Below are 21597 nucleotides of genomic sequence, written 5' to 3'. Positions count from 1 at the left end.
CTGCGTTAGAGGGGCGCCCGGGTAATGTCCGGCGCCGATAATTGATACCGTTGCAGCACCGTCTCGCGCTGCTCTCCCAACACCCAGGCAAACCCCGAATACAAGGCCAGCAGGCTGGCCACGACACACACTGCGATCCAGGTCGCCGGCACAACCCTCAGCCGTCTCTGGCGCTGCGCCCCCCGGCTGGGCGGCGGCGCGCACGCAGGCGGGGAATCGCCCCGCACATGCCGGATCTGCCGATACAGCGCATCCCGAACCTGCTCAAGCTGCAACAACCCACGCTCCATGACCCGGTACTTGCCCTCGAACCCCAGTGACAGGCACAGGTACATCAGCTCCAGCATCGCCAAGTGCTTGAAAGGGTCCCGCGACATTCGCTCAAGCAGCTGGAAAAACTTCTCGCCGCCGAAGGTTTCATTGTGAAAGCTGCTCAGCAGGCTCATCTTCGACCAATCGCTCTGGCTGCCCCATGAGGTGGTGACTACCGCTTCGTCGATCACACTGCACAGTACATATCGCGCTGCCATGACCTCGCTGACCTGCGCGCCGTCGTGCCGGGCCCGGGTCTCGAAAAGCGTGACAGCGGATGACAGCCGTTCGTTGAGCCCGCGCAGGCTTTCCTGGGAGGTGCTGCGCTTGAGCTGCACCACCTCGGACAGCAGCGCCCAGGCAGGCGCAACCAAACTGTTCAAGCCAACGTTGAAATGCTCCGCGCCCTGCATTCGGGCGGCGTAAATCATCCGGTCTTCCAGTTGTTCGAAACGCGGTGGCGATGCGAAGTCAGTGACCGGCCCCTGCGCCGGCGTGCGCCCCTGTCGATCGAGCAGGATGGTTTTCTCGTCGTGCGGGTATTCCCTGTCCATGGTCTCAGTTCCTGATGGCCCAGAATTTCAGTTCCAGCTCGGCAAATTCGCCGCTGACGTGGAAGGCAAACCCTCCCGATTGCTTCAACTGCTCAATGTCACGGGTACCGAGTTCGAGCATGAAATAGGTGTTTGCGGCATGAAACGGAATCTGCCGGGGAGCCACCGGCAGCGGCTTGATCCTGATGCCCGCCAACTGCAGGTTGACCAACTCGCGAATCCGCTCCACAGGGCCGACCTTGAGATGCGCCGGAAGCCGGTGGCGCAGCTCCTCGGAGTCACACTGGGCGCTGGCGGCCAGAATGAAGGTCGCCGCCCCCAACAGGTTGAGATCCCTGACCGGGCACACCAGTACCCCATACTGGCGAGGCTGTAGCACAAGCTCGACGGCGTGCTGCTCAAGCACCATCGACAGCAGGCTGCGAATCGGCTCCATCAATTCACGGAAGCTGGCACCCTGTTCGCTGTGCCGGTAACACCCCTCGAAGTGCGCACGCTTGCTGTCGCTGGCAAACGTCGCCAGCTCACCCAGGATCGACAGCAGTGTTCGGTACAGGGTTTCCGGACTGACCTGGCTCAGGCCCAGGTAGTGACGCAAGACCAGTTCGCTGCGATTGATCAGTTGCAGCATCAGGAAGTCACCGACCTGCGCACCGGCTGCGGCACCGTTGGTGCGGATCCGCTCGGCGATGGCATCCCCCCGGTAAGCGAGCAGGCTGATCACCTCCTTGAGGCAGGACAGCAGGTACCGCGAGCCCTGCAGGTGAATGAAGGTCGGGATGAAATCCGCGTCCAGGCTGACGCCCTCCTCGGTACAACCGAGCACTTGGGCAACCTTGAGCTTCACGTAATGCTGATCACTGTGCTGCTCCCCCAGCAGCAGGCGAAAATCCAGCTGCCCGCAATTGACCTGACGACGAGAATCCTCCCCGGCGTTGGAGTCACTGACGTCTACCGCCAGGGTCTTGTAACGCGCTACTACATCGACCTGCTCGGGTCGACGGGCTTCCACGCAGTTGCCGGTAGCCAGCGGCAAGGCCAGGTATACGGCCTGCTTCCCGGCATTTGCCGGAACCTCCAGTACCAGCGATTCCATGGCCCCGCCCAGTTCGAAAAGGCTGCCATCGGGCAATATCCCGCTGGCCTGGCTGATAACGACCTTGCCCATATTCAGGTATTGCACATCAATTTCCAGGGTCAGGAAGCCCCAGGCGTGGCGGCACAACAACTGGGTGCGGCGCTTGAGTTGCTGATCGTGGTAACGGTCGCTTTGCTGAAAATGTTGAGGCCGCAGCAACATGCCTTCCTGCCAGATGACTTTTTGGCTGTGCATGTCAGTCGACCGCCTTGGCTGAGTGTGGATTCACCAGCCGGATACCGGCCTGATCAAGGACCAGTTCGGCGCGCGTCAATTGCTGCACCGTCACCGGCAACACGTAGCGCCATTGCGCGTGGGGCAAATCACGATAGGCCGCCAGCACGCCGACATAACGACTGCCCGGCTCAAGGCTGAGTTTGAGGGTGGTTTGATCCCCGGGGCGCAACTCCAACTCTTCAAGGTTCACCAGGTCTTTGGGCAGGGTCTGCGCCCCATGGCCGTAAAGGCTGAAAAAGTCTGCATTCTCAAAGGCCACGGGGTGTCGAAGCTCCATCAGGCGCACCACGATCGGCGACGGTCGGCCGTGAATATCCGGGTTGACTCGCTCGCTGGCGGTCAGCGTCAGGTCCAGCTTGGTCAGTGTCGAAAAGGGCGACAGGGAGCAACCACCCAGTAAACCGATCAGGGTGTACAACAATGCAACGGTGACTCGGGACATGAAGGTCATCCTGGATAACGGTGAAGGGTGGAGATCAGACGAATCTGCTCCTCGTAGGCCTTGGTGAAATCACTGCCCAACAAGCGTTCGCTCAGATGTTCGTCCTCAATCAGCACCTGGTAGTGACGCTGATACGCCCGCCAGTGGGCGCCACCCCGGGGAATCAGCGGGGGCTTCGCCTGGCGCTCGAAGCACAGGAGCAAATGACCCGGTGCAAAGGCCGCCAGGGCTCCACGCACTGCTGCGCGGCAGGCCGCCAGCAACGCCACCTGGTGCGCCTGCAGGTCGCGGTAGGCCCGCGTGACCACCCTCTCGGCGGGCATCTGCCCCAACTGCCCGACGCCCAGCAGCAACCCCAGGGCCGCACCGGCATCAGCACTGTCGTTAAGCGGATTGGGACTCTGGAGCGCCGTGTGGGTGAGTGCCAGCTTCAGCTCATGCTTGAGCTCGTTGCGGGTGCTCAGGCTCTGTTGCAATCCTTCAGTCATTTGCCTGAGCAACCCGGCCGCCTTGATCGCCAGTACCTCTCTTCCCGGCCCATCAACGGTGTCCAGGTCGATACCCAGGGCCTGGGCAAACGCCGACCAGAATGGCTCTGAACCTTGGTTTGAAAGCGCCGGCTCGAGGCCCGAGGCAGCCTTGCGCACGGGCTCGACGAGCCCGGGAACCTTCAAATGATCCCTGTCCGGCGGCCCGTGGTCCGTCCGCTGCATTGCTTCATGGGGGGGCATGCCCAGGGCGGCCAACTCTGGCGACTCGTCCTCGCGCTGCAGTTCGCGGGCCAATGCCCGCATCGGATCCAGGTCAAAAAATGCGTCATCGGGAATCAGCGTGTGCAATCCATCCTGGCCCGAAACCATCGCAGGGCTGACCAACCGTGCACGGATTTCCAGCGGCCCTAACTGAAATATCGCGCCGTCATCTATCGGATGCTCCTGGCCCTCCCGCAGACGCTCGCCACTGCCTGCCAGGCGGGTTCCATTGCTGCTGGTGTCCGTGAGGAAGTACCGGCCATCACGATAACTGATCACCGCATGACGACTGGAGACCTGACGGCTGGTGTCAGGAAGGCGCCAGTCACAACTGGCTCCCCGGCCGATGACGCCGCCGACACCGTTGAGCGTTTTGCGCAGGGCCGGCGCTGACGCTGCCTGCCCCGCAGGGCACACCTCTAACACGAGTTGCATATAGGGCTCCCGGGGGCTCACTGGCCACGACTGATGGACTGCGGATCACCCAGCGGGCGGTAGTCGCCGTCATCAAAGACGTGATTGGTGTTACAGCCACCCAGCACAAACAACACAAGCATCAGCGCTTGCCACTGACAAACAGGCATCAGGTATCTCCCGTTGAGGTAGGTGCGGAAGGTCGGCGGGACCTTCGCAGAATTTGAGGAACGCGCCATTCAGCACTCTCCCTTGGCGTCGCCAAAGGGAATGTCCAGGCGTGCAAGGCGGTACAGCAGCGTCCGCCGGGCAAGGCCCAGCTCGCGGGCAGTGCGGGTTCGATTGCCGCGGTTCTTGCGCAGGCAGTCGATGAGCACAACCCGCTCGACCCGCTCCATCCGCTGGCGCAGCGTCGCCTCAACCGCTGGCGCAGTCAGGCCGGACGACAACGACAGGTGCGCGGGCAGGATGACGTCGTCGTCGCACAGCAGCACCGCCCGCTCCACCATGCATTTGAGCTCGCGAACATTGCCGGGGAAGCTGTGGCTGGACAGTTGATCCAGCGCCGCACTCGACCAGCCCAGCGACGCCCGCCCGAGCATTGAGCAGGCCTTGTCGGCGAAGTGCCGGGCCAGTTGCAACACATCACCGTCGCGCTGGCGCAGCGCCGGCAGCTCAATGGGGAACTGCGCCAACCGGTAATAAAGGTCCTCGCGAAAACTCCCGTCGGCCACCATGCTCGTGAGGTCCCGATGGGTCGCCGCGAGGATCCGCACATCGACCTTGTGGGCCGTATTGGCACCCAACGGCCGAATCTCGCCCTCCTGCAGCACCCGCAACAACTTGGCCTGCAGTGGCAGCGGCATATCACCGATTTCGTCCAGCAGCAGCGTGCCGCCGTGGGCGGTGTCAAACAGGCCGACGTAGTCTCTGTCAGCGCCCGTGAAAGCTCCTTTGCGGTAGCCGAACAATTCGCTTTCCAGCAGGCCTTCGGGAAACGCGGCGCAGTTTTGCACCACAAAGGCCTTGCTGCTGCGCGACCCGGCTGCGTGAATCGCCCGTGCGACCACTTCTTTTCCAGTGCCGGTCTCTCCCCGCAACAATACGGTGTAGGGGCTGTGCACCACCTTGCCGATCAGACGGCACGTTTCATCCATCGCCGTGCTGTTACCGATCAAGCCGTAAGCACTGGCGCCCGGCGTGCTGCGGACCACCTTCAAGGCACCGGGAACCCGGCGCATTCGTCGCAACATGGCCAACTGGTTCAAGGCAAAGCTGCCCAACTGCCCAAGGGAAGCCCCGTAGCCAGCCAGCTCCGTCCCTCGCTGACTGGCACACAACAACACCCCGGACACCTGCTGGCGTGGCCCCGGCAATGGCACGCACAGCAGTGATTGCCAGGGCAACTCGAGCGCCGGCAGAAACGCCGTGTCATACACACTGCTGACCAGCTCCGTGAGGTTCAGTACACGGTTCTGTGCCAGAACGTACTGCAGCAGTTGCTCGTGCTTGAAGTCGGTTCCCGGGTTCGCAACGTCACCGGGCGGCAGTACACCCGGCAAGTGCTGGGCAGCCAGGTCGAGGCGGCCGGTGGCCTGGTCAAACAGGTACAACTGGCTTAGCTCGCACGCGCTCAACTGCGCGGCGCCTGCTGCGAAGTCCTCGGCCAGTGTCGATTCGTTGCTATGGGCACCCAGCCGGGTGAACCACCCCAGCAAGGCACCGGCGTAGTCCAGCGGGTCTGGCAACCGGGCAAACAGTTCGTTCTTCATCAGTTGAACTCACAGTGAACAGTGCCGTTGGTGCCCAGCCTCGCGTGAACGGACTGCAGGGATTTGCCAACGGCCATCGCCTCCAGCAGCCGGTCCACCACCTGTGGCAACAGGTTCGCCTCGATCCATTGATCGACAAACCTCGCGCCACTCTCACTGTGGCTACAGCGCTCGGCCATATGGCCGACCAGTTCCCCTGCGTGACTGAATGTCAGCTTGCGTTGAAGCAGGCGCTGGCCCAGGCGCTGCAGCTTGTTTTCAATCAGTTCATGCAGCACGGCACCCGCAACCGGGTAATACGGGACCACACGCATGCGAGCCAGCAACGCCGGTTTGAAATGAGCGGTCAGGGCCGGCCGGAGAGCAGCATGCAGCACCTCGACATCCGGTCTTTGCCCATCGGCACACAACTCAGTGATACGGTCGCTGCCCAGGTTGGAAGTCATCAGGATCAGGGTGTTGCGAAAATCGATTTCACGCCCTTCACCGTCATTGGCCACACCTTTGTCGAACACCTGGTAAAACAGGTTCAACACATCCGGATCGGCCTTCTCCACCTCGTCGAGCAGCACCACTGAATAGGGCTTTTGTCGCACAGCCTCCGTCAGCACCCCGCCCTCCCCATAGCCGACGTAACCCGGTGGAGCACCGATCAACCGGGACAAGGAATGTTTCTCCTGGTACTCCGACATATTGACCGTGGTAAGAAAACGCTCGCCGCCGTACAGCAGGTCGGCCAAGGCGTGTGCGGTCTCGGTCTTGCCAACACCACTGGGACCCACCAACAGGAATACTCCTACGGGAGCATCAGGCCGGTTCACGCCGGCCGCGACAGCGCGCAGGCAACGATCCAGAACCTGCACGGCACATTCCTGGCCGAGAATACGGCCGCGCAGATCCCTGGCAACGCTCATGACCTTCGCGCTGTGTTCGCGGGCAAGCTGCTCCAGCGGGATGCCGGTCCAGGCGCTGATTACCTGGGCCACCAATCGCGGGCACACTTCGAAGCTGACCAGCCGTTGCTCGTGCGGTAGGGCCTGCAACCCGTGATGGGTTTCAGCAAGGTCCCGTTCAAGGGTTTCAATCCGGTCGCCCCGGCTGCGGGCCTCGGCCAGTTGCTGGCGCAACGAGAGCACCTTCTCGGCCAGGTCGCGCTGATGGCTCCAGCGCTGCTCAAGCTGTAACTGTGCGACCTCTGCGGCCTCCAGACGCAGGGTCAGTTGCTGCAACGCCAGTTCATCGATGGCCAGTCCCGCATCAGCGTCCCGGCGCACGGCGAGTTGCTGACGCGTACCCTCCGCCAGTTCGGCACGCAACCGCTGCAGTTCCTCTGGCGCCGTGACCAGGCTGATGCGCACACGAGCACATGCGGTGTCCAATACGTCCACTGCCTTGTCAGGCAACTGGCGGCCGGCGAGGTAGCGAGCACTCAACTGCGCGGCGGCGACCACGGCATCATCACGTACGTAGACGCCGTGACTGGCCTCGTACACCGGGACCAATCCACGCAGAATCGTCACCGCATCCGCAACCCTCGGCTCGTGCACCTGCACCGGCTGGAAACGTCGCGCCAATGCCGGGTCTTTCTCGAAGTATTTCTTGTACTCCGACCAAGTCGTGGCGGCGATGGTGCGCAACTCACCCCGCGCCAGCGCCGGCTTGAGCAGGTTGGCCGCATCGGAACCACCGGCCTGGCCGCCTGCACCTACCAGGGTGTGGGCCTCGTCGATAAACAGGATCACCGGTTGCAGCGATGCACTCACCTCGTCGATCAAGCCTTTCAAGCGTCGCTCAAACTCGCCCTTGATACTGGCCCCGGCTTGCAGCAAGCCCATGTCCAAGGTCAGCAGGCGCACGCTCCTGAGCACCTCTGGCACTTGCCCGGCCGCTATCTGCAGGGCCAGCCCCTCGACTATCGCGGTTTTCCCGACACCTGCCTCGCCCACCAGGATGGGGTTGTTCTTGCGACGCCGTGCGAGGGTATCGATCATTTGCCGGATTTCGTTATCGCGACACAGTACGGGGTCGAGTTTTCCGTCCCGAGCCTGGCGAGTCAGGTCATGGGTAAAGCGTTCCAGTAATGAACTCCCCACTTCACCGGGAGGCATCTGCGGGCTTTCACTCAAGAGAAACCCCAGCACCCGCTGCGCATCAAGCTTGCTCAATACCGCCTGATACCGACTGCCCGCGTGCTGCAGCGGGTTACGCAACAGAGCAAGCAGCAAGGCGCCATGCTCCACGTCGCTTCGGCCCAGTTCCAGGTGGGCAACCAGCAAGGCCTGCTGCAACCATTGCACCAGCGCGGGTGAAAACACCGGATTGCGGGAGGCGCTTTGTTCGGTGCGGGGTTGCAGCACCGCATGCAGTTCGCCGACATCGACGCCCGCATCCTGCAGCGCACGCATCAATACGCCATCAGGATGCTCCAGGAGGGTCAGCAGCAGGTCTTCCACCAGGACTTCGCCACCGCCACGGGTGACGCAACGTTCGGCGCAGCGTTCCAGGTCGCGCCGCGTGTGCGCCGTCAATGCCTGGATAAGTTGTTGCAGATCCACATTCATCATATCCATCAGTCCCTAATGAGATTTACTGGCCAACGTGACCACGCCATCTGCCCGCTCATGCCCCAACCAACTGGTCCAGCCCAGGCGGCAGACGTTGTGCTCGCCGATGTGCAACGGCCGCACCTCACCCTCAGCCAGCACCAGCCGTACGTCATATTCCAAGGGGTCCCTGGCGGCGAAACGCACCAGTGCACACAGCGGCTCATACCCCGCCCCGGTGGGCAAGAATTCGTGAAAACGCGCCCAGTCGAGTGCCAGTACATGAACCCGGAACATGCCACTGCGGTCGACGATGCGATCCCCCAGCACCAGGTCAGAACCCAGCGAGCTATAGCGACGGCCCAGGTCATTACGCTGCTCGTGTGCAATCACTACCGTGCGCTTGACCCACTGCTCGATCACCAACCGGCTGTGCTTGAAGTAATAACGCAGCACCGTCTCGATCAACGCGGCGGAGTGGGCACGCAGACTCAGCAACCCCAGGTAGGGCAACAGGCGCTTCCAGTTCAGTTGAGCGGCGTTGCGAATTGCACTGCCGCCCAGGCCCACCAACGCAAACATCTGCTCGGAGAATGGATCCCGGGCACCGGTTTGAAACCTCGCCTGGTAACGATATTTGCGCCAGATCGGTACCATCAGCCGGTGCAGGCGATGGTGAAAAAGATCCAGGAAATCACGCGTCGAGTTGCCGCCCCTGACTTCGGCAAAGGCTTGCTCGCCATAGAACGCCGGCAGCGGTGACCCTGTACCAAACAGGCCCAGCACGTTGAGACGTAGTCGTGCCCGTAAATGGCCGTGCTCGACAAAAAACTCCACACGGTCAATATCGTTGCCTGGAAACCCGAAGCCTGGATTGGCCTGGAACTCCAACTGGTCGTAGAGCGCCTGCTCATCCAGCGAGGGGTGTGCCTCACGCAGACGCTCGATGATCTGCGCGACCGCCTGAAACACCGAGTACTCGCGAATCACTCGGGACAGAGCGGTTAAAGCAGGGGCTGCTGGCCCATCCGGGGTGGCCATAGGTACACGTCTCCTTGTGTGCTGATGACTCGCAGTTCGTGGTACGAGTTGAGGCTGGCGTAAAGCGCGAAGAACTCATTCAGTACCGAGGCAAAGACAAACACGTCGCCCTCCCCCAGGTAGCCCTCGGGGTCGATGGTGAGGTCAACCCGCAAGCCGCGAAATGGCAGGCCTCGGTGCAATCGATCCACTGGCTGGTGGCTGATGGACAGGAGTGCGCCGAGTCTTCTCCTGCTGACCTTCTCCACCTGGCGGTCGTGATAACGCGGCAGGTCATAGGTTTCGAGGATCACCCTCAAGGCGTTGATATCGGTCAATGACAAATAGTTGAGCGACATATTGCTGATCAGCCGCCACAGGAAGTCGCTGTCCAGGGGGGGCGCAAAACTGGGGGTTGCCGGCGTGATGTTGCGAAACGCAAGAAACTCGGGGGTCTGCTCGCAAGCCTGGTTGATATCCCCCACCTGCAGCTGGCGCGGCAGGTTGTGGTTGGTGCAGGTCAGCTCCACCGACAGGGTTTCCTGATCCTGCACCCGGCGCTGGCCGAAGCTCAGCCAGGTATCCAGGCCGGTATGTTGCAGTGATGGCCGCTGGCGAACAGCATAACTGGGCGCCCCGCTGCCAAAGTCGTGTTCAAACGACTCGAATGGCACATAGTCCTGGTAGCCCAGGCCTCCCGGCCGCCATCCCGTTACCTTGTCGACGGAAAACACGCCGCAGTTGTCCCGGGCATACTCGCCAGGCAACAACAGGTATTCGTCCTGCGTGCCATCCAGGCGAATCGGCACACCATCGTGCTTGAACAGATTGACGATGGGCGTGCAATACAGCTTCACGTTGTCCAGGGTCGGCATCAGTCGCTCAAGGCCACGCCCACGCAGGTTGAAGCGCAACGCCAGGCCATGTACCTGCTTGAGCACATCAACGGGCAGCCTGTTGAGCACATCAAGGCCACCCACCTCGACAAACAGGTATTTGTCCGGAAAGGCGAAGTACTCCTGGAGATGGCGATAGCCACGGAAGGTATTCAACGGATAAGGGATCAGTGCCTCATCCTCGGAAAAACCCACCGGACTGATCTCGTTACTCGGCAAGCGTAACGACATGACCTGCCCGTCACCGCCGATAATCGGTAGTCCATCGCTGCCCAAGGGCTGCAATTGGAACCCGTCCAAGTGACGCAAAAGGCCCAGGTAAAGCGCCTGGCTGACAGGTCGGTCCCCCGCGAGATGCAGGCGCAAGCGACCCAATGCCAGCTCACTGAAGTTGCCCTCGACCGTCATTTCCAGACGCAGGCACAGTAACGCACCCTCGCCCTGCGCCGAGTACTCCAGGGCGGCCAGTTGCAGGGGTAAAACTTCCGTGGGGTAGCAGGTACGCAAACGGCAACGCTCACCGTTGATCGCAACACTTTCCACCGGCGTATCCCGTTCGACTTGAATGGCAGGTCCTGCCCGCCTGAGCGGATCGAACTGCAGCATGCTGAACGAAGGCAGTGGCCGCATATAGTTGGGCCACAGCAAATGCATCAACGAGTGACTCAACTCCGGCAACTGGTCATCAAGCTTCTGGCGCAGGCGACCGGTGAGGAATGCAAACCCCTCAAGCAATCGCTCTACATCCGGGTCCTGGCCGGCACTCCCAAGGAACGGCGCAAGTGCCGGGTTGCGCTCGCAGAAGCGTCGCCCCAACTGTCGCAGTGCACTCAGTTCACCCTGGTAGTAGCGGTTAAAGGACATCAGGCGTGACCTCAACCTGTGCCCCGTGAACCAGGCTTGCGCAGAAGGTGATCGCTTGCGTCACCCCATCGATGTCCATTGCGCCCTCGATGGCGAAAGCCAGGGCCAGGGGATCGCGGTCCTGAGGCAATACCTTGACACGTACATCCTTCAGACGCGGTTCATAGGCCTGGATAAAACGCTCAATCAGAAAGCGTGCCTGACTCACCGAGTCATGCAGGCTGAGGTGCATGGCGTTCAGGTCAGGCAACCCATAATCCGGTAGCGTCTGCACACTGCCCATACGGGTGCTGAGCATTTTCGCCAGATGGCGCGCCACGGACTCCACGATGCCGCCGTGGGGACGACGACCCGCACCGGACTCCAGGCGTTCGAAAAGGCTACAGTTTTGGGTTGTCACGTGTCTGAGGCTCATTCTTTATCGAGCTTACCGACGAGAGACAGCGTGAAATCCGCCCCCATGTATTTGAAATGCGGGCGAACGCTCAGGTTGACGCGGTACCAGCCAGGCTCACCGTCAACATCGCTGACCACAATGCGTGCCGCCCGCAGCGGCCGCCGCCCACGCACTTCGGCGCTGGGGTTATCCTGGTCAGCTACGTACTGGCGAATCCATTTATTGAGTTCCAGTTCCAGGTCGGTCCGTTCCTTCCACGACCCCAACTGCTCACGCTGCAGAACCTTGAGGTAGTGAGCCAAGCGATTGACGATCATCATGTACGGCAACTGGGTGCCAAGCCGGTAATTCAGTTCGGCAGCCTTGCCCTCGGCGCTGATGCCAAAGGACTTGGGTTTCTGCACCGAGCTGGCGGAAAAGAACGCCGCATTGTCGCTGCCCTTGCGCATGGTCAGCGCAATGAAACCCTCTTGCGCCAGTTCATATTCACGCCGGTCGGATACCAGTACTTCGGTGGGAATCTTGGTTTCGATCTCGCCCATGCTGTGAAAATGATGCAGCGGCAAGTCCTCCACCGCGCCTCCACTTTGCGGGCCGATAATGTTCGGGCACCAGCGAAACCGGGCAAAGCTGTCCGTCAAGCGGGTAGCAAAGGCATACGCCGTGTTGCCCCACAGATAGTGCTCATGGCTGTTGGCCACGTTTTCCTGGTAGGCGAAGGTCTTGACCGGGCAATCAACGGGATCGTAGGGCGTACGCAGCAAAAAGCGCGGAACGGTGAGGCCGATATATCGGGCGTCTTCGCTCTGGCGAAAGCTCTGCCATTTGGCAAACTGTGGCCCCTCGAAATGGTCTTTCAGGTCCTTCAGGTCAGGCAGGCCGGTGAAACTCTCCAGGCCAAAGAAGCCTGGGCCAGCGGCCGCAATGAACGGCGCATGGGCCATGCAGGCCACGCTGGAAACGTACTGCATCAGCCTGACGTCGGGGGCGCTGGGCGAAAGGAAATAGTTGGCGATGATTGCACCCACGGGCTGACCGCCGAACTGGCCGTATTCAGCACTGTAGATATGCTTGTAGAGCCCGGACTGGGTCACCTCAGGCGAGTCCTCAAAGTCATCCAGCAGGTCCTGCCGGGAGACGCTCAGCAATTCGATCTTGATGTTTTCACGGAAATTGGTGCGATCAACCAGCAACTGCAGGCCGCGCCAGGATGACTCCAGTGCCTGGAAATCGGCATGGTGAAGAATCTCGTCCATCTGCTGGCTGAGCCTTGCATCAATCTCGGCAATCATCCGGTCAACCAGGCGCTTCTTGACCGGTTCGCCCCTGTTTTGCGGTTTGATCAGTTCCTCGATAAATGCAGAGACCCCGCGCTTTGCGATGCCATAGGCCTCATCGTCAGCGCTGAGGCGGGTCTGGGCAATGATGTTGTCGAGGATGCTGTATTCGTCTGTTGCCTGTGCATGCAACGGGCTTTGGCGGGTAGTCATGGGGTCAGTGTCCTTTTACTGAGAGATTCATACGGCGGAGCTGGTCAGCCCCAGTTCAGCCAGTACCCGGCTGCGGGACTCGTCATCTGCAAGGGCGTTTTCAATGGCTTTTCGAAAACTCGGTGTGTTGCCCAGGGGCCCCTTGAGCGCCACGAGTGCATCGCGCAGGTCCATCAGTTTCTTCAGCTCGGGTATTTGTTCGATCAGGTGCGCAGGGTTGAAGTCCTTCATCGAATTGATCCTGACCTGGACCGCCAGCTCGTCGGGTTCCGCAGAATCCTGGAGCCGATTGGGGACACTCAAGGTCAGGCTCAAGGCCTGTTTGGCCAGCACCTCGTCAAGGCTGTTCTTGTCGATACCGACGGGCTTGCGGTCTTCGAGCTTGCGCAGGTCTTCACGCTGGGTGAAGTCGCCAAGCACCAGCAACTTCAACGGCAGCTCAACCTCTTCCTGTGCGCCGCCGACGGCGGGTTTGAACGTGATATTGATACGCTCCTTGGGGGCTACCGAACCTTCTTTCGCCATGGTGTTTCTCCTTTTTCGGGTGACTCGAAAGCCTATTCAAGTACCGCTTCAAGATCGAAGTGGCACAGCCTGCGATGGACTTCTTCCTTGCGCTCACGCACGGAATGGCTTTGCGGCAACGCATCACAACAGCCATACAAGAGTTGCAGCACTTCAACCGCCAGTTCGGGCTCCCAACGCTGCAAGCCTGATTGCTGAAGTTCGTGGTCCAGGTGGTCGAGCTGGACTTTGGCGAGATCGTGCTTGCCCGCCAGCACACACAACCTGGCCAGGCCAAGCCGCCAATGGAATCGTGCACGCTCACCTGTTGCGGTTTGCATGCCTTGCTTGAGCGACCGGACGGCTACCTTGATCCCGTCCTTGCGCAGCACGGGCATGATCTCGCTCAATGCGATGTCCCAGGGCGCAGCCTGGGTATCAAGCACTGACTTGGGGGATACCGGAGCTTGCAAATGACGGGCAACCTGGGTGTTGATCCAGCCTCGGGTAACGGGGTCGGCGAAGGGTGTGCCATCGTGAAAGCGCAACTGGACGAGCCCTGGCAATCGCTGGAGCAACAAGGCGAAGTGCACTTCCAGCTCGGTCATGGCCAAATCCGCCTGAAGTGCCTGCAGGCACTCCCAAACCCTGTACAAGCCGTCAAACCAGAAAGGTGCGCAGGCCAGGCTGGCCTCAAGCTCCAGCAACAGGTCGGCGTGCTGCCCCTGGGCAAGGCGCTCCTGGAAGCGCTTGAGCTTGTCCGGCGCGGGACCCCGCAACGGCGTGACCAGCTCCGCGTCACAGTCCGGCAGACTGGTGATCGTCAACCAGGTCAACGTTCGACTCAGGCGCAGCGCGCGCAGGTCAGTGGCGTTCTGGCGCTGCCACCAGGCACACAACGGCCGGGCACTCTCCTGCAGCGTGCGCAGCAGCTTATGGGCATCCTTTTCGTTATCCACCACCGGCTCAGGTGCCAGTAGCTGAGTCGCTACATGCCTGATCTGGGCGATCACACCTGCGGTACCGCCCGGCGGGGGATCGCTCTCGGTGACCTGCTGCAACCTGTCCGACAACTGCCTGCGAATCGGCAATAACAGTGGCGCGTCTGCACAGAGATGTTCGGTCCACAGCTCATCGAGCCGGGTCAGGTGCTCGAGCATGCAGTGGAACAAGGGCCGCTGATCCTTGAATGAAAGGTGTTGCCCAAGCACCTGCTCGAGGCGCGGGACCAGCCAGCCAAAGGCGGCACCGCGGGTGCGCAGCTTGCCCGGATACACAACTGCCCAATGATGCTCACAGAGGTAGCGCAACAACCCCAGGCCCGCGAGCAGCCCCGGGAAGGATTCGCGCTGATGCAATGCCCAGGTCAACCAGACAGCGACCCGCAAGTCCTTGGACTTATGACGCAACAGCGCTTCACTTTTTTCCACGACCCACTGCCAGTCAGGCTGACTGTTACCGTGTATGGAATGCGCCTTTCCCAGTTCGACTTCAAGCGCCTCATACTCCGTAGAAAAACGCATATCAGCGCCCGCAAAACTCGCTTTCGAGTTGGGTGCCCGTGCAAGTTCCAGGTAATAATCGGAAATTCTGTCTGAATAAACCATTAAGGGCCGCGCTTTACTTTTCAGGACATGTCCAGCGAACTAATAGCAATTCAAACCCGGATTAGAACACTGTTTTAAATTCGCCTTACCGGCGGAAAGAGCACGAACCTTATCCATGAAAAAAGCAATGTTCAAGCCACGAAACGAGAGTTAAGGAATATCCTACAAAAATACAAACCGAGGTAATGCGCAGTAATTTGCACAGTAAAATCAGAAACTAACGTTACAGCAGAAGCAAACCCAACAAACAAAACCCGTATCGACATGAGCAACTAACTGCGCACCCCTGCGCAAACAAATACAACTAATTCAACCTGCAAACAGACAACCCACTTTAAAACACAAGCCCACAACACCTTAACTCGCTGTTTTTATTAACCCTTTAACTTTCCGGCACACTTCTTGATATCGAGCATTACCCGCTCGGCAGATCAGCCGATTGGGGCGACCTCATTTATCAGGCAAGGAAACCCGTCATGCCAACACCCGCGTATCTCTCCATCACCGGCACCAAGCAAGGCTTGATTACGGCAGGCACGTTCACCCAGGACTCGGTCGGCAACATTTATCAGGAAGGCCACGAGGACCAGATCCTGGTGGAAGCATTCCAGCATCAGGTGATCATTCCCCGCGACCCGCAATCCGGCCAGCCAACCGGTCAGCGCGTGCACAAACCCCTGATGATCAGCAAGGTGTTCGATAAGTCTTCGCCACTGCTGTTCAGCGCGTTGACCTCCGGGGAAATGGTCAAGTGCCGCCTGGAGTGGTACCGCACCTCTTCAGCCGGCACCCAGGAGCACTATTTCACCATCGAGTTGGAGGACGCGATCCTGGTGGACATCCAGTCACGGATGCCTAACTGCCAGGACCCGAACAACGCGCACTTCACGCACCTGGAGGACGTGTATTTCACTTACCGGAAAATCGTCTGGACCCATGAGGTGTCCGGCACCTCGGGCTCTGATGACTGGCGCAGCCCGGTAGCAGGCTAAGCACAAGCCGAAACAGATACGGCAACGCCATGGGCGGCGCCGTTTCTGCCAGGCTCTAGACCATCGCCAACGGATGCTTGCGCTTGGGCGCGCCAAATACCCGGTCGATCGCATCCAGGTCGTGCTCATCCAGCACAAGCTTTGCCGCCGCAGCATTGAGCCGCACATGCTCGGGCGTCACGGCCTTGGGGATGGCGATCACGCCGTCCTGGCGCAATACCCAGGCCAGGGAAACCTGGGCGGGTGTGACCTCGTGGCGACGGGCAATTTGTTTGAGGGTCGGGCTGGCCAGCAGCTCGCCGCCCTGGGCGATGGGACAGTAGGCCATCAAGGGCAGGTTATGTTGCTGCCACCACGGCAGCAGGTCGAATTCGATACCGCGCTCTTCGATGTTGTAGAGCACCTGATTGGTGGCGCAGGCCGGGGACGCCAGTTCCTGCAGGTCGGCCACATCAAAGTTGGACACGCCCCAACGGCCGATCTTGCCCGCCTCACGCAAGCGCTCGAAGGCTTCCACCGTTTCTTCAAGGGGATACTGCCCACGCCAATGCAGCAGATACAGGTCGATATAGTCGGTGCCCAGGCGCTGGAGACTGGCCTCACACGCACGTGGAACGCCTTTGTGGCTGGCATTGTGCGGGTACACCTTGCTCACCAGGAATACCTGGTCGCGTTTGCCGCGAATCGCCTCGCCGACGACTTCTTCGGCGCCGCCTTCGCCATACATCTCAGCGGTGTCGATCAGGGTCAGGCCCTCATCGATGCCCAATTGCAACGCGGCGACCTCGGCGCTGCGTTGGCCGGGATCCTCGCCCATGCGCCAGGTCCCCTGGCCGATGACAGGGACGGGTACGCCGGCCAGATCAATGGTACGCATGACAACCTCCTGATGAATTCGCCAATTAACAGTGTGGCACTGACTGGACAAAAGGGTTCAATCGAACGATGGTGGCACCTTTCATCCGGGCCTTAAAAAGGACGTGCAATGCTGTTTGTGGTCATGCTCGGGGGCAAACACCCTCGGGCAAAAATCGAAGTACACGACGTGGTGTTTGCCGTCGCCGACACCCTGGAAGCCGCCTACCCGCAACTGCGCGACGGCTGGTTCGGCAGCCAGAAAGGTGTGCATATCGATTCCTGGATGACGGTCGACGGCGTCGATGGCTGGAAAGTCCGGCTCAGCCCGCTGGCACCCGAAGCCGGGGCGCAACGCCTGTACTTCATCAACCTGGGCGGTTATGAATCGAACGTCTTTGGCGAAGCCCACCACTACCTGCTGGTGGTGGCCCGCACCGCCAGGGAAGCCGCAACCCAAGGCAAACGGCAGATGCTCAGCCACTGGACACAATCCCACACCGACGGCGTGCTGGACATCGACGATTGCCTGCCCATCGACCTGGTAGACGGGCGCTACATCCACCTGGAACCCGGCGCCCACCGTCCGGTCACCACGCGAAACGACTACATCGTCCTGCCCTGACCGTCTCCTACCCGAACGGGGTATGGCGCCCACCCGCTACCTGCCTGAAAGTGCAATCAGCCCCTCGGCCTGACAACAAGCACAACATCAAGGTGGGTTCGCCATGCATAAAGCCGTTATCGCCCTGTTCAGCGCTGTCTTGCTTGCCTCAACGTCCTTCAGCCAGGCCGCTGACGACCCGGGCAACACCTTGCGCATCTACAACTGGGCCGATTACATCGGGGAACACACCCTCGCCGACTTCGAAAAGGCCACCGGCATCAAGGTGATCTACGACACCTACGATTCCTACGAAACCGTGCAAGGCAAGCTGCTCTCCGGGCGTTCGGGTTATGACCTGGTGGTGCTCAACGCTTCACTGGTGCCGCTGCTGATCAAGGCCAAGGCCTTCCAGCCCCTCAACAAAGCGCTGCTGCCCGACTGGAATAACCTCGACCCGCAAGTGCTGAAAAGCCTGGAAACCCATGACCCGGGCGTGACCTATTCCGCGCCCTACACCTGGGGCAGCAATGGCGTGACCTACAACATCGACAAGATCAAGGAGCGCATGCCGGACGCGCCCATCGGCTCCCTGGCGATGATCTTCGACCCCAAGATCATTTCGCGCTTCGCCGACTGCGGCATCACTTTTATCGACTCCCCCACCGACATGATCCCGCTGGCCCTGACTTACCTGGGCCTGGACCCCAACAGTGTGGCGCCCAAAGACCTCAAGGCCGCCCAGGATGTGTTGATAGCCGTGCGGCCCTACATCCGTAAATTCGACTCCAGTGGCTTTATCAACGGCCTGGCCAACGGTGAGCTGTGCATGGCCACCACCTGGTCCGGCGATTACGCCACCTCCCAGGCCCGGGCGGCGGAAGCCGGGGCCAAGGTCAACCTGGGCTACTTCATTCCCAAGGAAGGCTCGCTGATCTGGTTCGATAACTTCTACATCCCGGCAGACGCGCCTCACGTGGCGAATGCCCACAAGTTCATCGAATTCCTCCTGCAACCCGAGGTTATCGCCGGCGTCAGCAACACCATTCACTACGCCAACAGCAACTTGGCCGCAAAGCCCCTGGTGAATGCAGACATACGCGACAACCCGGCCATCTACCCGGACGCGGCGACGATGCAGCGCCTGTTCACCCAGAAAAGCCAGTCCCAAGCCGCCGTGCGCCTGATCACCCGTACCTGGAATGCCGTGAAGACCGGCAAGTGAAACCCAGCCATTGAAGGTAAATGCCATGACTCTGCCAAATCCTGCCTTTTTCGCCCAGTTCGACCACGACCAGCTGGACGCCGCCGACAAGGCCCATTACATGCACGGCTTCCACATGTTCGACGAGCACCGCGAACAAGGCTCGCTGAACATCGCAGCCGGTGACGGCGCCTACATCTACGACACTGCCGGCAACCGCTACCTGGACGCGGTCGGCGGCATGTGGTGCACGAATATCGGCCTGGGGCGCGAGGAAATGGCCGATGCCATCGCCAACCAGGTCCGCCAACTGGCGTACTCCAACCCGTTCTGCGACATGGCCAACGTCACCGCCATTGAACTGTGCGCCAAACTCGCCAGCCTGGCTCCCGGCGACCTCGACCATGTGTTCCTGACCACCGGTGGCTCCACCGCCGTCGATACCGCCTACCGCCTGGTGCAGTTCTATCAGAACAGTCGCGGCAAGCATGAGAAGAAACACATCATCTCGCGCTTCAGCGCGTACCACGGCTCCACGTTCCTGACGATGTCCATCGGCAACAAGGCCGCCGACCGCGCGCCGGAATTCGATTTCATGAGCGACCTGTTCCACCACATCTCGTGCCCCAACTATTACCGGGCGCCTGCGGGCATGAGCGAGGCGCAGTTCCTCGACTTCCTGGTGGATGAGTTCGAAGACAAGATCCTGACCATCGGCGCCGACAAGGTGGCGGCGTTCTTTGCCGAGCCGATCATGGGCTCGGGCGGCGTGATCATCCCGCCGAAGGGTTATCACCGGCGCATGTGGGAAATCTGCCAACGTTATGACCTGCTGTACGTGGCCGATGAAGTGGTGACGTCCTTCGGCCGGCTGGGAAAATTCTTCGCCTCCCAGGAGGTGTTCGACATGCAGCCGGACATCATCACCACCGCCAAGGGCCTGACCTCCGGCTACCTGCCCCTGGGCGCGTGTATTTTCTCGGATCGCATCTGGCAAGTGATCGGCGAACCGGGCAAGGGCCGCTGCTTTACCCACGGTTTCACCTACAGCGGCCACCCGGTCAGTTGCGTGGCGGCGCTGAAGAACATCGAGATCATCGAGCGGGAAAACCTGCTGGCCCATGTCGAGGACGTCGGTGTGTACCTGGAACAGCGCCTGCAAACCCTGGCCAGCCTGCCGCTGGTGGGCGACGTGCGCTGCCAGCGCCTGATGGCCTGCATTGAGTTTGTCGCCGACAAACACACCAAGGCGCTGCTGCCCGACGCGGTGAACATCGGCGAGAAAATCCACCTGAGGGCCCAGGCCAAAGGCTTGCTGGTGCGGCCCATCGGCCACCTGAATGTGATGTCGCCACCGCTGATCATCACCCACGCCCAGGTGGATGAGGTGGTGGAGATCCTGCGCCAGTGCATCCTCGACACCGCCCAAGAGCTGCGCCAAAGCGGCGAGTATCAAGGCCGATGAACCCCGGCGCCTCGGTGCTTTTGCCGGGGCCCTGGCCGGCGGGTAGACTGGCCGGCATGAACCAGCATGCCGATCACTGCCCTGCCCCGTCTTTCCAGATGCTTGACGCCTGGAATGGCGCGTTGGCCCATGCCTTCGCCAGCGTTGACGAAGCGACCTTCCTTGAACACCTGGCCTGCGCCCTCAGCGCCCTGACCCCGATCGAATCGATGATGATCAGCCTGGAGCGCCAGGGCCAGGCGCCGCACTTGCTCTACCAGCAAGGCATCCCCCGGCCGCACTACGAAGAAATCATCAACCGCTACTTTTCCCGGGGCTACCTGCTGGACCCCTTCTGCCTCGCGGTAGACAAGGGCCTGGCCGAAGGCTTCTACCACCTGGCCCAGATTGCCCCGGACGACTTCTTCAACAGCGAGTACTACAAGACCTACTACCTGCGCAGCGGCGGCGCCCAGGAGAGCTACTACATCGTCGACCTGTGCCCCAACAGCAAGATTTCCCTGTGCATGTTCCAGGGCCTGAGTGCCGGCCAGTTCAGCGACGAACAACTGGCGCTGCAGCGAACCGCACAACCGATCGTGCGCGAACTGCTGCGCCGCTTCGGCACCACGGGCGGGCTGTGCAAGGTGCTCAGCGACGAGGCCTTCACCCAGACCCAGGTGCATCAGCAGATCGAAGCGGCGTTCATGCATTTTGGCAGCGGCGTGTTGACGGTACGCGAGCGGGAAATTGCCCACCTGATCCTGCGCGGGCACTCGGTGAAATCCACCGCGCAGGTGCTGGGCATCTCCCCGGAAACCGTGCGCATGCACCGCAAGCATCTGTACACGAAGCTTGAGATCAATTCCCAGGCGGAGCTGTTTGCGCTGTTTATCGATTGGCTGACCCACAGCGGCGTAATGGCCCGCCACACCTGACCCCCCCCCCCGGGTAGCAGCTGTCGAGCCCCAGCGAGGCTGCGTTGGGAGCGACCCGATCTCGTGCCTGGCGCAACAGCGGTGGTGCGGCTAACGCAGCCTCGCTGGGGCTCGACAGCTGCTACGGGGGGGCGCTCGTGAGGCTGCGGGTCATTCTTGGGGAACTTTGCCAGGAAATAACCACCTGAATCCGGTACGCTCAGCATTTTTACCCAAGGAGATACCCCTCATGGCCAAAGCCACCGCCCGTCACATCCTCGTTGCCACCGAAGACAAGTGCAACGAACTGAAAGCGCAAATCGAAGGCGGCGCCGACTTCGCCGAAGTTGCCAAAGCCAACTCGTCCTGCCCGTCCAGCCGTCAAGGCGGCGACCTGGGTTCGTTCGGCCCGGGCCAAATGGTCAAGGAATTCGACACCGTCGTGTTCAGCGCCCCGGTCAACACCGTGCAAGGCCCGGTGAAAACCCAGTTCGGTTATCACCTGCTGGAAGTGACCAGCCGTCAGGACTGATTCGGTCCGCGCTAATGTTTAAAACAACGGCCCGCCTTTTGGTGGGCCGTTGTGCATCCGAGACAGTGTGATGACTGGCGAGGCGTACGCGCTTAGCGTACAAATCC

At 60.8% G+C, this 21597-nt stretch carries 20 protein-coding genes; 6 read left to right on the top strand and 14 right to left on the bottom strand.

What is annotated here, in order from left to right:
• Nucleotides 1–5: 5 nt before the first annotated feature.
• The 13 genes from icmH to tssA all read right to left on the bottom strand — a co-directional run bounded on the left by icmH (nucleotide 6) and on the right by tssA (nucleotide 14942).
• On the bottom strand, nucleotides 6–866 hold the full coding sequence (gene icmH, locus V3W39_RS23715) for a type IVB secretion system protein IcmH/DotU (RefSeq protein ID WP_330213429.1): 861 nt from the start codon (nucleotides 864–866) through the stop codon (nucleotides 6–8).
• Nucleotides 867–870: 4 nt separating this feature from the next.
• The gene (gene tssK, locus V3W39_RS23710; RefSeq protein WP_330213428.1) at nucleotides 871–2199 is read right to left on the bottom strand and encodes a type VI secretion system baseplate subunit TssK; all 1329 of its coding nucleotides are present in this window, start codon (nucleotides 2197–2199) and stop codon (nucleotides 871–873) included.
• Nucleotide 2200: 1 nt separating this feature from the next.
• Entirely contained in the window at nucleotides 2201–2683 is a 483-nt protein-coding gene (tssJ, locus tag V3W39_RS23705; RefSeq protein WP_177044538.1) for a type VI secretion system lipoprotein TssJ, read from the bottom strand.
• Nucleotides 2684–2688: 5 nt separating this feature from the next.
• Nucleotides 2689–3870: a type VI secretion system-associated FHA domain protein TagH gene (gene tagH / locus V3W39_RS23700; protein ID WP_330213427.1), complete on the bottom strand. Its 1182-nt coding sequence runs from the start codon at nucleotides 3868–3870 to the stop codon at nucleotides 2689–2691.
• A gap of 17 nt (nucleotides 3871–3887) precedes the next feature.
• Nucleotides 3888–4019 (bottom strand): type VI secretion protein TagU, encoded by a 132-nt coding sequence (locus V3W39_RS23695; RefSeq protein WP_177078492.1) that lies wholly within the window; start codon nucleotides 4017–4019, stop codon nucleotides 3888–3890.
• Nucleotides 4020–4088: 69 nt separating this feature from the next.
• Nucleotides 4089–5621: a sigma-54 interaction domain-containing protein gene (locus V3W39_RS23690; RefSeq protein ID WP_330213426.1), complete on the bottom strand. Its 1533-nt coding sequence runs from the start codon at nucleotides 5619–5621 to the stop codon at nucleotides 4089–4091.
• The gene (gene tssH / locus V3W39_RS23685; RefSeq protein ID WP_442968424.1) at nucleotides 5621–8191 is read right to left on the bottom strand and encodes a type VI secretion system ATPase TssH; all 2571 of its coding nucleotides are present in this window, start codon (nucleotides 8189–8191) and stop codon (nucleotides 5621–5623) included. The genes V3W39_RS23690 and tssH overlap by 1 nt, the downstream gene beginning before the upstream one ends.
• Nucleotides 8192–8197: 6 nt before the next feature.
• Entirely contained in the window at nucleotides 8198–9205 is a 1008-nt protein-coding gene (gene tssG / locus V3W39_RS23680; RefSeq protein WP_330213424.1) for a type VI secretion system baseplate subunit TssG, read from the bottom strand.
• A complete protein-coding gene (tssF, locus tag V3W39_RS23675; protein WP_330213423.1) occupies nucleotides 9169–10944 on the bottom strand; it encodes a type VI secretion system baseplate subunit TssF in 1776 nt (591 codons plus the stop codon). Before tssF ends, tssG begins: the two co-directional genes overlap by 37 nt.
• Nucleotides 10934–11359: a type VI secretion system baseplate subunit TssE gene (gene tssE / locus V3W39_RS23670; RefSeq protein WP_177078502.1), complete on the bottom strand. Its 426-nt coding sequence runs from the start codon at nucleotides 11357–11359 to the stop codon at nucleotides 10934–10936. The genes tssF and tssE overlap by 11 nt, the downstream gene beginning before the upstream one ends.
• Nucleotides 11356–12831 (bottom strand): type VI secretion system contractile sheath large subunit, encoded by a 1476-nt coding sequence (tssC, locus tag V3W39_RS23665; protein WP_177044504.1) that lies wholly within the window; start codon nucleotides 12829–12831, stop codon nucleotides 11356–11358. The genes tssE and tssC overlap by 4 nt, the downstream gene beginning before the upstream one ends.
• A gap of 27 nt (nucleotides 12832–12858) precedes the next feature.
• Entirely contained in the window at nucleotides 12859–13356 is a 498-nt protein-coding gene (gene tssB / locus V3W39_RS23660; RefSeq protein WP_177044496.1) for a type VI secretion system contractile sheath small subunit, read from the bottom strand.
• 32 nt (nucleotides 13357–13388) lie between these two features.
• Complete coding sequence (gene tssA / locus V3W39_RS23655; RefSeq protein WP_330213422.1) at nucleotides 13389–14942, bottom strand: type VI secretion system protein TssA; 1554 nt, start codon at nucleotides 14940–14942, stop codon at nucleotides 13389–13391.
• A 476-nt stretch (nucleotides 14943–15418) separates the two neighbouring features.
• On the opposite strand from tssA, the gene V3W39_RS23650 reads away from it, so the two are divergent.
• Nucleotides 15419–15934, top strand: coding sequence for an Hcp family type VI secretion system effector (locus V3W39_RS23650; protein WP_003208034.1), 516 nt, complete (start codon nucleotides 15419–15421; stop codon nucleotides 15932–15934).
• Between the two features lie 55 nt (nucleotides 15935–15989).
• Here the strand turns inward: V3W39_RS23650 and V3W39_RS23645 are convergent, their stop codons facing one another.
• Nucleotides 15990–16811 carry an aldo/keto reductase gene (locus V3W39_RS23645; protein ID WP_177078506.1) on the bottom strand — a complete coding sequence of 274 codons (822 nt, stop codon included), beginning with the start codon at nucleotides 16809–16811 and terminating at the stop codon, nucleotides 15990–15992.
• A gap of 108 nt (nucleotides 16812–16919) precedes the next feature.
• Between V3W39_RS23645 and V3W39_RS23640 the strand changes: the two genes are divergently transcribed.
• The 5 genes from V3W39_RS23640 (at nucleotide 16920) to V3W39_RS23620 (ending at nucleotide 21490) form a co-directional block, all read left to right on the top strand.
• Nucleotides 16920–17414: a DUF1543 domain-containing protein gene (locus V3W39_RS23640; protein ID WP_330213421.1), complete on the top strand. Its 495-nt coding sequence runs from the start codon at nucleotides 16920–16922 to the stop codon at nucleotides 17412–17414.
• A 103-nt stretch (nucleotides 17415–17517) separates the two neighbouring features.
• Nucleotides 17518–18618: a polyamine ABC transporter substrate-binding protein gene (locus V3W39_RS23635; protein WP_330213420.1), complete on the top strand. Its 1101-nt coding sequence runs from the start codon at nucleotides 17518–17520 to the stop codon at nucleotides 18616–18618.
• Between the two features lie 25 nt (nucleotides 18619–18643).
• Complete coding sequence (locus V3W39_RS23630; protein ID WP_177044472.1) at nucleotides 18644–20062, top strand: aminotransferase; 1419 nt, start codon at nucleotides 18644–18646, stop codon at nucleotides 20060–20062.
• A 56-nt stretch (nucleotides 20063–20118) separates the two neighbouring features.
• Nucleotides 20119–20979 (top strand): response regulator transcription factor, encoded by an 861-nt coding sequence (locus tag V3W39_RS23625; RefSeq protein WP_330213419.1) that lies wholly within the window; start codon nucleotides 20119–20121, stop codon nucleotides 20977–20979.
• Between the two features lie 229 nt (nucleotides 20980–21208).
• Entirely contained in the window at nucleotides 21209–21490 is a 282-nt protein-coding gene (locus V3W39_RS23620; protein ID WP_003208024.1) for a peptidylprolyl isomerase, read from the top strand.
• Nucleotides 21491–21597 lie beyond the last annotated feature (107 nt).

The sequence above is a fragment of the Pseudomonas sp. Z18(2022) genome (genome assembly GCF_036346535.1).
GTDB classification, from domain to species: Bacteria; Pseudomonadota; Gammaproteobacteria; order Pseudomonadales; family Pseudomonadaceae; genus Aquipseudomonas; species Aquipseudomonas yamanorum_A.
This window is presented reverse-complemented; position numbering and strand designations above follow the sequence as displayed.

Coding starts and splice junctions, on each gene's coding strand:
- icmH (WP_330213429.1), bottom strand. CDS start 866: ATGGACAGGGAATACCCGCACGACGAGAAAACCATCCTGCTCGATCGA.
- tssK (WP_330213428.1), bottom strand. CDS start 2,199: ATGCACAGCCAAAAAGTCATCTGGCAGGAAGGCATGTTGCTGCGGCCT.
- tssJ (WP_177044538.1), bottom strand. CDS start 2,683: ATGTCCCGAGTCACCGTTGCATTGTTGTACACCCTGATCGGTTTACTG.
- tagH (WP_330213427.1), bottom strand. CDS start 3,870: ATGCAACTCGTGTTAGAGGTGTGCCCTGCGGGGCAGGCAGCGTCAGCG.
- V3W39_RS23695 (WP_177078492.1), bottom strand. CDS start 4,019: ATGCCTGTTTGTCAGTGGCAAGCGCTGATGCTTGTGTTGTTTGTGCTG.
- V3W39_RS23690 (WP_330213426.1), bottom strand. CDS start 5,621: ATGAAGAACGAACTGTTTGCCCGGTTGCCAGACCCGCTGGACTACGCC.
- tssH (WP_442968424.1), bottom strand. CDS start 8,191: ATGGATATGATGAATGTGGATCTGCAACAACTTATCCAGGCATTGACG.
- tssG (WP_330213424.1), bottom strand. CDS start 9,205: ATGGCCACCCCGGATGGGCCAGCAGCCCCTGCTTTAACCGCTCTGTCC.
- tssF (WP_330213423.1), bottom strand. CDS start 10,944: ATGTCCTTTAACCGCTACTACCAGGGTGAACTGAGTGCACTGCGACAG.
- tssE (WP_177078502.1), bottom strand. CDS start 11,359: ATGAGCCTCAGACACGTGACAACCCAAAACTGTAGCCTTTTCGAACGC.
- tssC (WP_177044504.1), bottom strand. CDS start 12,831: ATGACTACCCGCCAAAGCCCGTTGCATGCACAGGCAACAGACGAATAC.
- tssB (WP_177044496.1), bottom strand. CDS start 13,356: ATGGCGAAAGAAGGTTCGGTAGCCCCCAAGGAGCGTATCAATATCACG.
- tssA (WP_330213422.1), bottom strand. CDS start 14,942: ATGGTTTATTCAGACAGAATTTCCGATTATTACCTGGAACTTGCACGG.
- V3W39_RS23650 (WP_003208034.1), top strand. CDS start 15,419: ATGCCAACACCCGCGTATCTCTCCATCACCGGCACCAAGCAAGGCTTG.
- V3W39_RS23645 (WP_177078506.1), bottom strand. CDS start 16,811: ATGCGTACCATTGATCTGGCCGGCGTACCCGTCCCTGTCATCGGCCAG.
- V3W39_RS23640 (WP_330213421.1), top strand. CDS start 16,920: ATGCTGTTTGTGGTCATGCTCGGGGGCAAACACCCTCGGGCAAAAATC.
- V3W39_RS23635 (WP_330213420.1), top strand. CDS start 17,518: ATGCATAAAGCCGTTATCGCCCTGTTCAGCGCTGTCTTGCTTGCCTCA.
- V3W39_RS23630 (WP_177044472.1), top strand. CDS start 18,644: ATGACTCTGCCAAATCCTGCCTTTTTCGCCCAGTTCGACCACGACCAG.
- V3W39_RS23625 (WP_330213419.1), top strand. CDS start 20,119: ATGAACCAGCATGCCGATCACTGCCCTGCCCCGTCTTTCCAGATGCTT.
- V3W39_RS23620 (WP_003208024.1), top strand. CDS start 21,209: ATGGCCAAAGCCACCGCCCGTCACATCCTCGTTGCCACCGAAGACAAG.